We start from the raw sequence: 13,533 nt of genomic DNA on the forward strand, positions 1-13,533 counted from the left end.
CGATTTACGACATAATAAAAAAGCGTTGATGAAAATCAACGCTTTTTTTGTTTTAACGTTCGTAAAGTTCTATCGGAAGCTGATCGGGGTCGGCAAAGAAAGTGAATCTTTTTTGTGTTAGTTCGTCGATCCTTATCCCTTCATGTGCGATACCCGCCTGTTCTAATTTATGTATTTCCGTATCCAGATTATCGACTTCAAAAGCTAAATGTCTTAAACCAGCAGCTTCAGGAAAACTAGGTCTATTAGGGGGGGAGGGAAAGGAAAATAGTTCAATGATGTAGGTTTCGTTGAGTTTTAAATCCAATTTGTATGAATCCCGCTCTTGCCGATAATGTTCCTGCCAGATTTCAAGGCCGAGGATTTCGGTATAGAATTTTTTCGACTGCTGATAATTGCTACATATGATCGCAATATGATGTATTTTGTTTAAGCTTAATTTCATTTTGCTCTTTCGTATTGTTTTGGCCAGGGGATGTCTACGGATAATTCTTTTGCAAAGTGTAATGGGAGATGTGGATCATTTAAAAAACTCCGAGCGATCATAATTAAATCCGCCTGATCTTTCTCAATAATATCGGCGGCCTGAGTTGCTGTTTTAATAATTCCGACAGTAGCCGTTTTACTTCCAGTTTTTTCTTTGATCGCGAGGGCGAATGGAAGTTGATAGGCAGGGCCGACATCAATTTTTTGATGGGAAACTGCTCCACCGCTCGATACATCAATGATATCAATTCCCTGCTCGGTCAAGAGCTGTGATAAGGCTATGGATTGATCCAGATCCCAGCCATCTGGGGCCCAATCTGTCGCAGAAATACGTACCCATAGACTTTGCGTTGATATTTCCTGTTTTACCCGTTTGATGATCTCCAGCAGGAAGCGTATTCTATTTTCAAATGTACCACCAAACCGGTCTGTTCGTAGGTTGCACAAAGGGGAGAGAAACTGGTGGATGAGGTAACCATGTGCTGCGTGGAGTTCGATGATTTCGTAACCAGCTTGGATGGCTCTTTTGGCAGCTTGTCCAAACTTTTCGATGATTTCTTCAATCTCATTTATTTTAAGCTCTTTGGGGACGTAATCTCCCGAATGGAAAGCCAGTGCAGATGGCGCGACAGTCTGCCATCCTAGGGCTTCTGAAGGTGCAAATTGACCACGACCAAGCCAGGGCTTGTTGCTACTGGCTTTGCGGCCGGCATGCGCGAGCTGAATACCGGGGACGGCATCATTTGCTTTGATAAAAGCTGTTATCTCTTTTAGTTTGTCAATATGCTGGTCATCCCATATTCCAAGGTCTCCATAGCTGATTCTACCTTCGGGTGCGATGGCTGTTGCTTCCTGTATGACTGCTGCTGCGCCTCCAATGGCAAATTGACCAAGGTGGACAAGATGCCAGTTGTTTGCAAAACCATCTTCAGCAGAATATTGGCACATAGGGGAAACAACTAAGCGATTTTTCAGGTTTAAGGAACCGATGTTTATCGATGAAAATAGTTTACTCATAATTTCTTGTTTATATTAGACGGATGTAGTGAGCTCCTGTCTAAGGACGGTGGTGATAGATCACAAATAATTCTATTGCGAGCCTTTAACAACGCTGAAGGCTCGCAATAGTGGTTTTTATGGATTTGTAGACCATAAAGAGGCTGATTTTAACATCGCTCTTCTAGGCAATTTTAAATTCGCGATAATTAGTTCCGCGAAATCTTCTGGTTGTAATACTTTTTCGGGGTCACCGTCTGTCAGACCGAGATCTTTGGACATATCCGATGCAATGGTACTTGGCATTAGGGTACAGACCCGAATGTTATTTTTACGTACTTCACGCATCAATGAATCTGCAAATCCAATAACACCAAATTTTGAAGCACTATATGCTGAAGTCGTAGCTGCCCCATTCAATCCAGCTGTAGAAGAGACCATGACAATATCACCCTGATTTTTTTCAATTAGTTGTGGCAGGACTGCTTTTGTAACAAAATAAGTTCCCAATAGATTAACATTGATAATCGCAGTCCAGTCTTGCACCTCCATATCCATTACAGTGGAGAAGGAAGATATGCCCGCATTGTTGATAAGAATATCAAAGTTGCCAAAGGTTTCATTGAGATTATTAATTCCCTGCTGTACAGCCACGTTATCTGACACATCAAATACAGCATAGGTAACTTGTGTGCCTAACGTTTTAAGCTCATCAGCAGTCTGCTTCAATGCTGTTTCGTTTCTTCCTGTGATCGCAACGTGTACGCCTTCTTTAGCCAATGCAACAGCAACGGCTTTCCCAAGCCCTTTTGCTCCACCTGTCACTAAGGCCCTTTTTCCTGTTATATTTTCCATAGTATAAAAGTAAGAATGATCTCATGGATTACTGTCAAATGAACCTCAAAAGACGGCCTATTTCACTTTTTTAATGATATTTTCTATAATCGGATAGGTATTGGCCCGGACTTCATCAAATTGATCTACAGGGCGCCATTCTGCCTTTGTAATGTCTTCAGCTGTTTGTGGTATTAATTTCGGAACTTTATTAACGCCCATTTCATACCAATTGGTTGCCTTTAATACAAATTCTCCATTACGTAGATAGTATGTATGATAGGATGTGATGATCTTTTTACCTAAATAGTTGATTTTAATACCACATTCTTCTTCTACTTCACGTACAGCGGCTTCTTTCATCTTTTCATTGTCTTCAACTTTGCCCTTCGGGAGGTCCCATTTACCCAAGCGGTAGATAAAAAGGTAATCACCATCACCGTTTTTAACCAGTCCACCAGCAGCTTTAATGATTTTTAACTTGCTTTTTAGGTTTTGAAATACGGTTTCGAAATCCCTATTGACGTAGAGATATGTCTTTGGAACTTTATCAATTTCAGATTGTTTGAAAAGTTTTTGAAGTTCAATGTCTTGAATACTAATTGTTTGCGTGTTTTCGGTTTTCGAAGGAACAAAATCGGCTAAAATTAGCACGGTTTCGTTCATATAAATTTTATAAATTTGCGCCATGAATAATTTAAATGAGGTTGAACAAAAAGTTGCTGAATCCTTATTGCAAATTAAAGCAATAAAATTGCAACCTAAAAGTCCTTTTACTTGGGCGTCGGGTTGGAAGTCTCCAATTTACTGTGATAACCGTATCACTTTATCTCATCCAGCGATACGCACGTATATTCGTCAGAAGCTTTCTAAGCTTATTCAAGAAGAGTTTGGATCTGTAGATATGATTTCTGGAGTTGCTACGGCAGGTATTCCACAAGGCGTGTTGGTAGCACAGGATTTGGGCTTACCATTTTCTTATGTTAGAAGCTCAGCTAAAGATCATGGACGTCAAAATATGATTGAAGGTGAAGTCGTTAGTGGGCAGCGTGTAGTTGTAGTTGAAGATCTAATTTCGACAGGAAAAAGCAGCTTGATCGCGGTCAAAGCATTGCGTGAAGCGGGTTGTAATGTTGTTGGATTGGTTTCCATATTTACGTACGGATTACAACAAGCGACTGATAATTTTGCTGATGCAAAATGTCCTTATTTCAGCTTGTGTAACTACGATGCTCTGATTCAAGTCGCCGCTGAAAATGGTTACGTATTGGAGGAAGATGTTGAAATTTTGAAAAAATGGCGATTGAACCCTGCAGGATGGGGTGAAAATTTTCAATAAAGATGAATAATTTACCGTTATGACTACTATTCAGAACACAACAGAAATCAACAGAAATGTCGGTGAGGTATTTGCTTTTTTAACCGATCTCAATAATCATGAGCAGTTAATGCCTGAAAATATCTATAATTGGTCTTCAACATCGGACGAAGCGCGATTTACCATTCAAAATATGGCAAAATTAGCGTTAAGAGTGGATGAGCGTGTGGAAAATCAATTGATCAAACTGATTCCTTCTGAAAAAGCTCCTTTTGAGGTTACATTGCGTTGGGAACTGCAAGCAGTATCAGATATTGTGACAAAAGCTACATTTATAATTGATGCAGATCTGAATATGATGATGAAAATGATCGCATCAGGGCCTCTTCAGAAACTGATTGACTTTCAGGTAAACAAACTTAAAACTGTATTGGGATAGTAGGTCTTATTGCGGAATATAATATAAAAAAAGCTCGATCTTTAGATCGAGCTTTTTTTATATTATTATGCGAGTCGCTCATTTACTTTTTTCCAATTGACGACATTCCACCAATTTTTAATATAGTCCGCTCTCTTGTTTTGATAATGTAAGTAATAAGCATGTTCCCAAACGTCGAGTCCCAAAACTGGGATACCTTTTACTTCAGCAACATCCATTAATGGATTATCCTGATTTGGTGTAGAAGTTATTTTTAGGTTCCCCGAATCGTCAAGAATCAACCAGGCCCAGCCTGAACCGAAGCGGCTTGTCGCTGCGGCAGCGAATTGCTCCTTAAATTTGTCTAATGAGCCAAAGGACTTATTGATCATCGTCAGCAATTTTTCTGATGGTTGACTAGCTTTGTCGGACAGGCTTTCCCAAAAGAAATTGTGATTCCAGGCTCCGCCAGCGTTATTTCTGGCTTTCGGGGAATATTTGGATATATTAGCTAAAAGCTGTTCCTCTGAAGTTTCTTTGATCGCCTCAGCAACAATAGCTTCGTTGACAGCATTGATATAGGCCATATGATGCTTTGTATAATGGATTTCCATCGTCAAGGCGTCAATATTAGGCTCCAATGCGGCATAACTGAAAGGTAACTTTACTTGGGAAAACTTTAAGGTAGCGGCATTTAATTCAGTTGCTTTCGCGGAAGCAATATCTTGTAATATTGATCCAGATACAGCAATACCCAATGTGGCTTTTGCTGCATTTTGAAGGAAGTTTCTGCGTGTTTGCATATAATCTTATTATAATAAGTTTCGATATAAATATAACGTGAAATTCTACAAATATTGTACAAGAATTGTCTGCCAATTGTAATACAACAAAATTGTTATAAATTGTATCTGAAAAAGCCTATTTCCATTCTGGTTTTTACATTTGTGTAAGCCAAAATTCGACAGTATATTTGAACTATGTACGCATTACAAATAGCAAAGATAATTCCCCAACCCAATAATAATATTACTTTTCAGTTGGAATCTCTTGCGGGCGACTATCCCAGATACAAAGCGGGACAATTTATTACACTTTCATTTATGTTTGGTGATCGGGAGGTTCGTCGTTCCTATTCTTTTAATAGTTCGCCGGATTATGACGAGCCATTAAGTATTACCGTAAAACGTGTGGAAAATGGAGAGATATCAAGATTGCTTCATCATACTATTGCCGAAGGGGATATTGTTCAGGCCATGGAACCACAGGGATTATTTACTTATGAACCTGATGCGCATAAAGTAAGAACTTTGTTTCTATTTGCAGCAGGTATTGGTATAACACCTTTGTATTCCATTCTTAAAACTGCGCTACTTGTTGAAGATAAGTCTAAGGTGGTATTGATATATAGCAACAGTGCCTCTGATCAAACGCCATTCCGTGAGGAGCTAGAGGAATGGGCCATGCAATTCCCAGATCGTTTAACAATTGTCTGGATTTATTCCAACAGCAAATATCTGATGAAAGCCCGCCTGAACAGGGATTATATTCTTTCCATTGTCAAAGATCATCTTGTGGGGGAAAAAGAGGAAGCACTATTTTATACGTGCGGACCAGTGATTTATATGGATTTATGTCGTTTTACACTTTTGGGTATGGGCTTCGATGCCAATCAGATTAAAAGAGAAACATTTTTATTGCCTGAAAATGAAGAGGATGATGACGATGAATCTGAAAAAGAGATTGATACCACATCCTATCGAATCAAATTACATTTTCAAGGCGAAAGCTATGATCTTGAGATCCCTTATAATAAATCTATTCTGGATGTAGGATTGGAGCATAAAATCAAGCTACCTTATTCTTGCAAATCTGGCATGTGCAGTACATGTATCTCACAATGTTCCAAGGGGAAAGTCCGAATGGATTATAACGAAGTGTTAACCGATCGCGAAATGGAAAATGGGCGGATCTTATTATGCACCGGCCACCCTACTGTTGAAGGGACAGAAATTGAGATACTTTAAAAAATAGGCTGTATTTATCTCGTTTATTTGATTAATCGCGTGTATTCCCGAATAATATTTTAATATAATATTTATTATTATCTATTTGTTCTGCTATGCGCTGCAATTAAAATTGCATATAAAAGCAAATTTAGCTAAGTTTGGGTATAACCGTTTTTTATATCCAACTATTATGGGAAAATTACTCTGGAGCCCGATAGAAGAACAAAAATCTCAATCTGAGATCAATAAATTCAAACAGTATATCGAACAGCGATATCAATTATCCTTCGCGTCTTATCATGATCTATGGGCATGGTCAACTTCAACTATTGCTGATTTTTGGCTGGATGTTGCAACTTACTTGACTATAAAATTTCATTTAGGTTTTAGCAGTGTATTCGCTTATCCAGCGAACAGCAATAGCTTTTTTGGATCGAAGTGGTTTAGTGGATCGACATTAAATTACAATGAACATGTATTTCGCAGTGAAACGGGTACAGATACCAACGCATTTGCACATTCCAATGGGTACCTTCAACGTTAATTTCACAACCATTATGATTAGGTTGCATACATACGAGGGTGGAGATGGTAAGCAAAGAGGATATGGCCAATGTTATTCAGTTGATTTAGGAAACCCAATTCATGATAAAATCAAACATCAGTTTGAAATACTTTTAACCCAATAACGCTAATAATGATAGATAAAACAGTAAAAAATGTACAAGAAGCCTGCAATGGCATCGAAGACGGAATGACCATAATGTTAGGTGGCTTCGGGCTTTGTGGCATTCCCGAAAATTCTATTGCCGAGCTGGTAAAAAAAGAAGTGAAAGATTTAACCTGTATTTCTAATAATGCGGGTGTGGATAATTTTGGTTTAGGCTTACTTTTACAAAAAAAGCAAATCAAAAAAATGATTTCATCTTACGTTGGCGAAAACGCCGAATTCGAAAGGCAGCTTCTAAGCGGAGAATTGGAAGTAGAACTAATCCCGCAGGGCACTTTGGCGACACGTTGTATGGCTGCAGGATACGGAATGCCAGCTATTTATACACCAGCAGGAGTTGGAACCGAAATAGGTGAAGGCAAAGAAGTGAGAAACTTTAAAGGCAAAGATTATCTTTTGGAATATGCTTTCGATGCCGATTTTGCTATTGTTAAAGCGTGGAAAGGCGACAAAGCAGGCAATCTTATCTTTCGTTCTACAGCTAGAAACTTTAATCCTGTAATGGCTATGGCTGGTAAAATAACCATTGCCGAAGTCGAGGAGTTGGTAGAGATTGGCGAACTAAATCCAGACGAAATTCATACTCCGGGAATTTATGTGCACAGAATTTTCCAGGGAGAACATTACGAAAAGAGAATCGAGCAAAGAACCGTAAGACCTAAAAACTAAATTATGGCACTATCTAAAGAACAAATTGCACAACGTATTGCAAAAGAAATTAAAAATAATAGTTACGTTAACCTAGGTATAGGAATTCCAACTTTGGTAGCGAATTACATTCCAGCAGGCGTTAATGTGGTTCTGCAATCCGAGAATGGACTTTTGGGGATGGGACCTTTTCCTTTCGAAGGCAGCGAAGATCCAGATTTGATTAATGCAGGCAAGCAAACCATTACCACATTGCCAGGTTCTGCAGTTTTCGATTCAGCACTAAGTTTTGGGATGATTAGAGCCCAAAAAGTAGATTTAACCATTTTAGGAGCCATGGAAGTTTCCGAAAACGGTGATATCGCTAACTGGAAGATCCCTGGAAAAATGGTAAAAGGAATGGGCGGCGCCATGGATCTTGTCGCCTCTGCCAAAAATATTATCGTTGCCATGCAACAAGTTAATAAAAGTGGTGAAAGTAAACTTCTCCCGGAGTGTACACTTCCATTAACAGGCGTAAAGTGCATAAAGAAAATTGTCACTGAATTAGGTGTTTACGAAATTCTACCAGACGGAGGTTTCCAGCTTTTAGAAAGAGCCCCAGGTGTAAGTGTTGATGAAATAAGAACTGCAACCGCCGGAAAATTAATTGCCGATGAAAATATACCCGAAATGGTTTTTTAAGAAAAAAAATGCTACAATTAAAGGGATTTGTAGCACAATAAAATAAAGTGGGGATGGCTGAATTTGAAATCATCAGTAAAATATGGTGAAGGTATAAACAATAAAAGGTTCGTGGAACCCTTTAAATAAAGCGCTCCTGTATCATGCAATACAGGAGCGCTTTATTATTACTGAGGCAGTTATTGTCGTCTGAACGTTTTTCGTATTATACTTATACCTGAATTACCCCAACATTGTATCGTTCGACAATAGGCTTTTCATTAGCGGCTTCTATTCCCATGCTGATGACTTTTCTAGTTTCCGCAGGGGCAATAATTCCATCTACCCAAAGTCGGGCAGCGGCATAGTAGGGACTTAATTGCTCATTATATCGGTCTTCAATGGATTTCAATAGTATATTCTTTTCTTCTTCATTGATTTCCTTCCCTTTGGCTTTTAATGCTGACTCCTGGATTTGAAATAGCGTTTTGCCAGCTGCGGCGCCACTCATGACGGCCATCTGAGCGCTTGGCCAAGCATAGATCAACCGAGGATCATAAGCCTTACCGCACATCGCGTAATTTCCTGCTCCGTAGCTATTTCCTACGATGAACGTAAATTTGGGTACAACGGAATTTGCCATTGCATTGACCATTTTGGCGCCATCTTTAATAATTCCACCTTGTTCGGATCGGCTGCCGACCATAAATCCGGTGACATCCTGAAAGAAGACAAGCGGTATGTTTTGTTGGTTGCAGTTCATAATAAAGCGTGCAGTTTTGTCTGCGGAGTCACTATAGATAACGCCACCCATTTGCATTTCCATCGCATTACCGGGTTTCTTCGCTTTAATGATTTCCCGTTGGTTGGCGACGATACCCACAGCCCATCCATCTACACGTGCAAGTGCGCATATAATGGTTTTGCCATAATCGGGTTTATACTCCTCCAGTGTTTCTGCATCAACAATCGCTTCGAGGATGTCTTGCATACGGTAAGGTTTGGTTCGATCTTCCGGAAGAATTTCTATAATTTTTTCGGGGTCTGTTTTTGGAGGCAGGCTTTCTTTCCGATTGAAATTTGCTTTTGCATGACCACCGATTTTATCAATTACGTTTTTAATTGCTGTGAGACAACTTTGGTCGTCGGGGAACTTATTGTCCGTAACACCTGATATTTCGGAATGTGTGGAAGCGCCACCGAGTGTTTCGGCATCTACTGTTTCCCCAATAGCGGATTTAACCAAATAGGGGCCAGCTAGGAATACAGATCCAGTACCTTCAACAATGAAAGCATAGTCCGACATGATGGGTAAGTAGGCTCCACCTGCGACACAGCTGCCCATGATCGCGGCAATCTGCGGAATACCCATGGAAGACATGCGTGCATTATTACGGAATATTCGTCCAAAGTGTTCTTTGTCGGGGAAGATTTCATCTTGCATCGGTAGAAAAACACCCGCGGAATCCACCAGATATATTATCGGAAGGTTGTTTTCCATGGCGATTTCCTGTGCACGAAGATTTTTCTTTGCCGAGATTGGAAACCAGGCTCCAGCTTTTACTGTGGCGTCGTTGGAAACGATAACGCAAAGTTTGGATTTAACATAACCCAATACCGCTGCACAGCCGGCATTGGTGCAGCCTCCGTGTTCAGTGTACATACCCTCTCCAGCAAACATGCCTATTTCGAGGTATTCCCGGTCTGGATCTAGTAAGTATGCTATTCTTTCCCATGCCGACAGCTTACCCTTCTCTTTAAGTTTTTTGATTTTATCGATGCCACCACCGAGTTTTAAATTTTCTCTTTTTTGGCGAAGTAATGCGAGCAGCTCCTTCATAGTTTATAATTCTGGTTTAAAAAGCGATATGATTAAGAATTTCTTATTTTTAGATAAATTTAAAATAAAATTTTAAAATATTTGCAATTTTATTCCTAAATATTTTGATATATTTGAATTGTATTACCGATTGTAAATTTAATATTCATGCTTATGTTTATTGAAAATAAACAACAAATGGATATGATCAGACAGAGTGCACGCGATTTTGCACAGTATCATATCAAACCTTATGTGATGGAATGGGATGAAGCCCAACTATTTCCAATAGAAGTTTTTAAAAAATTAGGTGAACATGGTTTCATGGGCGTTATCGTTCCAGAGGAATACGGAGGTTCGGGCCTAGGTTATCAGGAGTATATCACCGTGCTGGATGAAATCTCCAAAGTTTGTGGATCGATCGGACTTTCGGTGGCGGCGCATAACTCATTATGTACCAATCATATTTTGAGTTTTGCTAATGAAGAACAGAAGAAACGCTATCTTCCGAAATTAGCTACTGCGGAATGGATTGGTGCTTGGGGCCTTACAGAGACTGGCTCAGGCTCGGATGCCGGTGGTATGACCACCTTTGCTGAAAGGGATGGAGATTACTATGTGTTGAATGGTTCGAAGAATTTTATTACTCATGCCATTAGTTCGAGTGTCGCTGTTGTGATCGCTCGGACGGGGCAAAAGGGTGATAAAAAAGGAATGTCCGCTTTTATCGTTGAAAAGGACACGCCAGGCTTTACTGCAGGAAAAAAAGAGAATAAATTAGGCATGCGTGCTTCGGAGACGGCATGTTTATTTTTTGATAACTGTAGGATTCATCGCGATCAGCTCATCGGTGAGGAAGGTCAAGGATTTGTGCAGGCTCTGAAGCTTTTGGATGGGGGAAGAATCTCCATTGCGGCCCTGTCTTTGGGTATTGCACGTGGTGCTTATGAATGTGCGTTAAAATATGCACATGAAAGAGAGCAGTTTGGTAAAAAGATCTACGATTTTCAGGCTGTTTCATTTGCCCTGGCAGATATGGCTACTCAAGTGGAGGCCAGTGAGCTATTGACTCGTCAAGCGGGTTATCTCAAAGATCATGGTGAACGCGTATCCAAAATTGGCGCGATGGCCAAACTGTATGCTTCTGAAGCAGCAGTAAGTGTTTCAAATGAATCTGTACAGATTTTTGGTGGATATGGTTTTACAAAAGATTATCCTGCAGAGAAGTTCTTTCGTGATGCCAAATTATGTACAATAGGTGAGGGGACTTCCAGTATCCAAAAGATGGTGATTGCCCGCGAAATTGAGAAAGATATTTTATAGTATAATATGAAAGATCCGGTTGAATTGGTCGATTGCCCACGAGATGCCATTCAGGGGCTGCATAATTTTATTGCGACAGATAAGAAGGTCAAACATATCAATACGTTGATAGAAAGTGGCTTATTTGATGTGATTGATTTTGGTTCGTTTGTTTCTCCAAAAGCGGTTCCGCAGTTGGCGGACACAAAAGAAGTCCTGAATGGTGTTTTGAATAATGATCGGGTAAAGTTATTGGCAATTGTCGCCAATCTGAGAGGTGTCCAAGAGGCTGTTCAGGAGGAGAAAATAGATTTTATAGGTTATCCTTTTTCTATATCAGAAACCTTTCAGTTGCGCAATACGAATAGGGGGCTGGATGATTCTTATCAGCAATTGAAGGAAATGAAAACCTTGGCTGATACCTATGGTAAGACATTAGTGGTGTATATCAGCATGGCTTTTGGCAATCCATATGGTGACCTCTGGTCAGTAGATCTGGTCGAAGAATGGATCGATCGGCTTATGCAGCTTGGTGTAGCCGAATTTTCTCTGGCGGATACGACTTCAGAGGCGAATGTCGGACAGATTACCGATCTCTTCGGTCTTGTCCTTATGCGTTATCCGCAGCTCGCTATAGGAGCGCATTTTCATGCAAGGCGGGAAGATAGCCTTGCAAAGGTTCAGGCTGCCTACGATGCCGGCTGCCGTAAGTTTGAAGGGGCATTGTTGGGTTACGGTGGATGTCCATTTGCCAAAGATGATTTGGTCGGAAATATTCCTTCGGAAATTTTGCTGGATATTTTCGGTAGGGGGAGTTTGATAGAAAAGATGACCTTGGAGGAGAGCTTTAGACAGATGATCTTGTAGATAGAATAAATGGAAAAATTGAATTTCATAAAGGTACAACGCGAACAGCATGTGTTTATATTGACGCTTGCGCGATCGGAGAAAAGGAATGCTTTTAGTCCTACCATGGTGAGTGAGATTGCCTATGCTTTGGCATTAGCCAATTCGGATCCGGAGATTCGTCTGATACAGGTTGAAGCCGAAGGACCAGTATTTTGTGCCGGGATGGATCTGAAAGCTTTTGAAGACCCGTTGGTTGATGAAGTTAATCCTCGGATTCCCAAGGTAGAGAAATCGCTTGCCGAACTGTTTGCTAATTTAGATAAACCGTCGATATGTGTCGTTAGGGGTGATGTGATTGCAGGTGGGTTTTTAATTGCCCTGTCCTGTACTTATTTGTTTGCTATGCCGCACGTGCGATTCTCGTTGCCGGAAGTGAAGATCGGTCTTTTCCCTTTTCAGGTATTGGCGTTGCTCCTGGAGTATATGCCCGAACGTAAAGCAATGGATCTTTGTATTCAAGGTCGGTCTTTCTCGGCAGAAGAGGCGCTGGAAAAGGAGTTGCTTTATGCAATTTTGGAGCCAGAGGAGGCCGAATTAGATACATTGAAAAGAACTATTGTAGCGAATGCACCCTTGGCTATTACAAAGGGGTTTGGGGCGCTTCGTAAATTGAAAGAAAATTCGTTGACGGATAAATATGCGTTTCTTTTGGATGAGCTTGCTAAACTTCGTCAGACAGCAGACTTTAGAGAAGGGATGGCGGCAATGCGTGATAAACGAAAAGGAGAGTGGAAGAATAGCTGATCAAAAAGAACGGAAACTTGGTCTACTGGTCAAAGGAGAAAATTCCCAGGGAATAGAACTTAACACGATCAATAAAGCGAGACCAAACCAAATGAGTAAAATTTTAAAACGTCGATCATTTGTATCGGCGTTTTTGCTTTTTAGACTACCAATGAGCAGAAAGATTGCTGCGAGAATCATCATGCTGCTATGCTCCATTCCGAAAAAACGGATCTGTCGTAAGTGTATAGCCGTTTTGAAATGTGTTAGAAAATATTGTGTGATCGGACTTAATATATAGAGTATGATACCCATTAATACCTGCATATAAAAAGCAATAATGACGGCCTTTTTTAAAAAATTATCGGTAGGGGTGAAGGGGAGTCTCTTCTTTTTTTGATAAGCAAAACGTAATAAACTAACTATAAGAATGATCAAAACAATCCATCGCCAGGTGGAGTGTAATGCTAAAATAAAGGCGTAAATAGAAGTCATAGCGATACAAAGATGAACATAAAATATATTAAAAAAACACTTCAGCCAACTGATTATTGTGGTGACTGCGAAGCAGATTCGGGCAAAAATGATTGCTGAGTTCTATCGTTGAATGAGAAGATGATAAAATGAGGTTTGAATTTAATATGATTATTTTGTTTATATAGTATTTTTATAATGTTG

General features: G+C 40.0%; 16 protein-coding genes. 9 read left to right on the forward strand and 7 right to left on the reverse strand.

Annotated features, from left to right (window positions below):
- Positions 1-52: 52 nt before the first annotated feature.
- The 4 genes from gloA2 to AC07UV_RS19395 all read right to left on the reverse strand — a co-directional run bounded on the left by gloA2 (position 53) and on the right by AC07UV_RS19395 (position 2,982).
- Positions 53-445 carry an SMU1112c/YaeR family gloxylase I-like metalloprotein gene (gene gloA2, locus AC07UV_RS19380; RefSeq protein ID WP_282255484.1) on the reverse strand — a complete coding sequence of 131 codons (393 nt, stop codon included), beginning with the start codon at positions 443-445 and terminating at the stop codon, positions 53-55.
- The gene (locus AC07UV_RS19385) at positions 442-1,503 is read right to left on the reverse strand and encodes an NADH:flavin oxidoreductase/NADH oxidase (protein WP_282255483.1); all 1,062 of its coding nucleotides are present in this window, start codon (positions 1,501-1,503) and stop codon (positions 442-444) included. The genes gloA2 and AC07UV_RS19385 overlap by 4 nt, the downstream gene beginning before the upstream one ends.
- A gap of 117 nt (positions 1,504-1,620) precedes the next feature.
- Positions 1,621-2,337 (reverse strand): 3-ketoacyl-ACP reductase, encoded by a 717-nt coding sequence (locus AC07UV_RS19390; protein ID WP_495184946.1) that lies wholly within the window; start codon positions 2,335-2,337, stop codon positions 1,621-1,623.
- Between the two features lie 57 nt (positions 2,338-2,394).
- Complete coding sequence (locus AC07UV_RS19395; RefSeq protein ID WP_282255481.1) at positions 2,395-2,982, reverse strand: NUDIX domain-containing protein; 588 nt, start codon at positions 2,980-2,982, stop codon at positions 2,395-2,397.
- A 22-nt stretch (positions 2,983-3,004) separates the two neighbouring features.
- Between AC07UV_RS19395 and pyrE the strand changes: the two genes are divergently transcribed.
- Positions 3,005-3,655: an orotate phosphoribosyltransferase gene (gene pyrE / locus AC07UV_RS19400; RefSeq protein ID WP_495184947.1), complete on the forward strand. Its 651-nt coding sequence runs from the start codon at positions 3,005-3,007 to the stop codon at positions 3,653-3,655.
- Positions 3,656-3,674: 19 nt separating this feature from the next.
- A complete protein-coding gene (locus AC07UV_RS19405; protein ID WP_282255478.1) occupies positions 3,675-4,073 on the forward strand; it encodes an SRPBCC family protein in 399 nt (132 codons plus the stop codon).
- A gap of 65 nt (positions 4,074-4,138) precedes the next feature.
- Here AC07UV_RS19405 and AC07UV_RS19410 read toward each other — a convergent pair whose 3' ends face one another.
- Entirely contained in the window at positions 4,139-4,855 is a 717-nt protein-coding gene (locus tag AC07UV_RS19410; protein WP_120258413.1) for a superoxide dismutase, read from the reverse strand.
- Between the two features lie 177 nt (positions 4,856-5,032).
- Between AC07UV_RS19410 and AC07UV_RS19415 the strand changes: the two genes are divergently transcribed.
- From AC07UV_RS19415 to AC07UV_RS19430, 4 genes are all read left to right on the forward strand, one after another.
- Positions 5,033-6,079 carry a 2Fe-2S iron-sulfur cluster-binding protein gene (locus AC07UV_RS19415; protein ID WP_495184948.1) on the forward strand — a complete coding sequence of 349 codons (1,047 nt, stop codon included), beginning with the start codon at positions 5,033-5,035 and terminating at the stop codon, positions 6,077-6,079.
- 172 nt (positions 6,080-6,251) lie between these two features.
- Positions 6,252-6,605: an acetyl-coenzyme A synthetase N-terminal domain-containing protein gene (locus tag AC07UV_RS19420; RefSeq protein WP_282255475.1), complete on the forward strand. Its 354-nt coding sequence runs from the start codon at positions 6,252-6,254 to the stop codon at positions 6,603-6,605.
- A gap of 153 nt (positions 6,606-6,758) precedes the next feature.
- Positions 6,759-7,460, forward strand: coding sequence for a CoA transferase subunit A (locus AC07UV_RS19425; protein WP_282255474.1), 702 nt, complete (start codon positions 6,759-6,761; stop codon positions 7,458-7,460).
- 3 nt (positions 7,461-7,463) lie between these two features.
- Positions 7,464-8,123, forward strand: coding sequence for a 3-oxoacid CoA-transferase subunit B (locus tag AC07UV_RS19430; RefSeq protein WP_495184949.1), 660 nt, complete (start codon positions 7,464-7,466; stop codon positions 8,121-8,123).
- 211 nt (positions 8,124-8,334) lie between these two features.
- On the opposite strand, the gene AC07UV_RS19435 is transcribed toward AC07UV_RS19430, so the two are convergent.
- Positions 8,335-9,942, reverse strand: coding sequence for an acyl-CoA carboxylase subunit beta (locus tag AC07UV_RS19435; RefSeq protein ID WP_495184950.1), 1,608 nt, complete (start codon positions 9,940-9,942; stop codon positions 8,335-8,337).
- A gap of 153 nt (positions 9,943-10,095) precedes the next feature.
- Here AC07UV_RS19435 and AC07UV_RS19440 point away from each other — a divergent pair, with 153 nt between their 5' ends.
- Genes AC07UV_RS19440 through AC07UV_RS19450 form a run of 3 tightly spaced genes read left to right on the forward strand, consistent with a single transcriptional unit; the run spans position 10,096 to position 12,876 of the window.
- Entirely contained in the window at positions 10,096-11,244 is a 1,149-nt protein-coding gene (locus tag AC07UV_RS19440; RefSeq protein ID WP_282255471.1) for an acyl-CoA dehydrogenase family protein, read from the forward strand.
- A gap of 6 nt (positions 11,245-11,250) precedes the next feature.
- Entirely contained in the window at positions 11,251-12,090 is an 840-nt protein-coding gene (locus tag AC07UV_RS19445; RefSeq protein WP_495184951.1) for a hydroxymethylglutaryl-CoA lyase, read from the forward strand.
- Positions 12,091-12,099: 9 nt separating this feature from the next.
- Positions 12,100-12,876 (forward strand): enoyl-CoA hydratase/isomerase family protein, encoded by a 777-nt coding sequence (locus AC07UV_RS19450; RefSeq protein ID WP_495184952.1) that lies wholly within the window; start codon positions 12,100-12,102, stop codon positions 12,874-12,876.
- Here AC07UV_RS19450 and AC07UV_RS19455 read toward each other — a convergent pair whose 3' ends face one another.
- Positions 12,877-13,350 carry a hypothetical protein gene (locus AC07UV_RS19455; RefSeq protein WP_495184953.1) on the reverse strand — a complete coding sequence of 158 codons (474 nt, stop codon included), beginning with the start codon at positions 13,348-13,350 and terminating at the stop codon, positions 12,877-12,879.
- Positions 13,351-13,533 lie beyond the last annotated feature (183 nt).

This window comes from Sphingobacterium sp. GW821-FHT03E03, assembly GCF_059420745.1.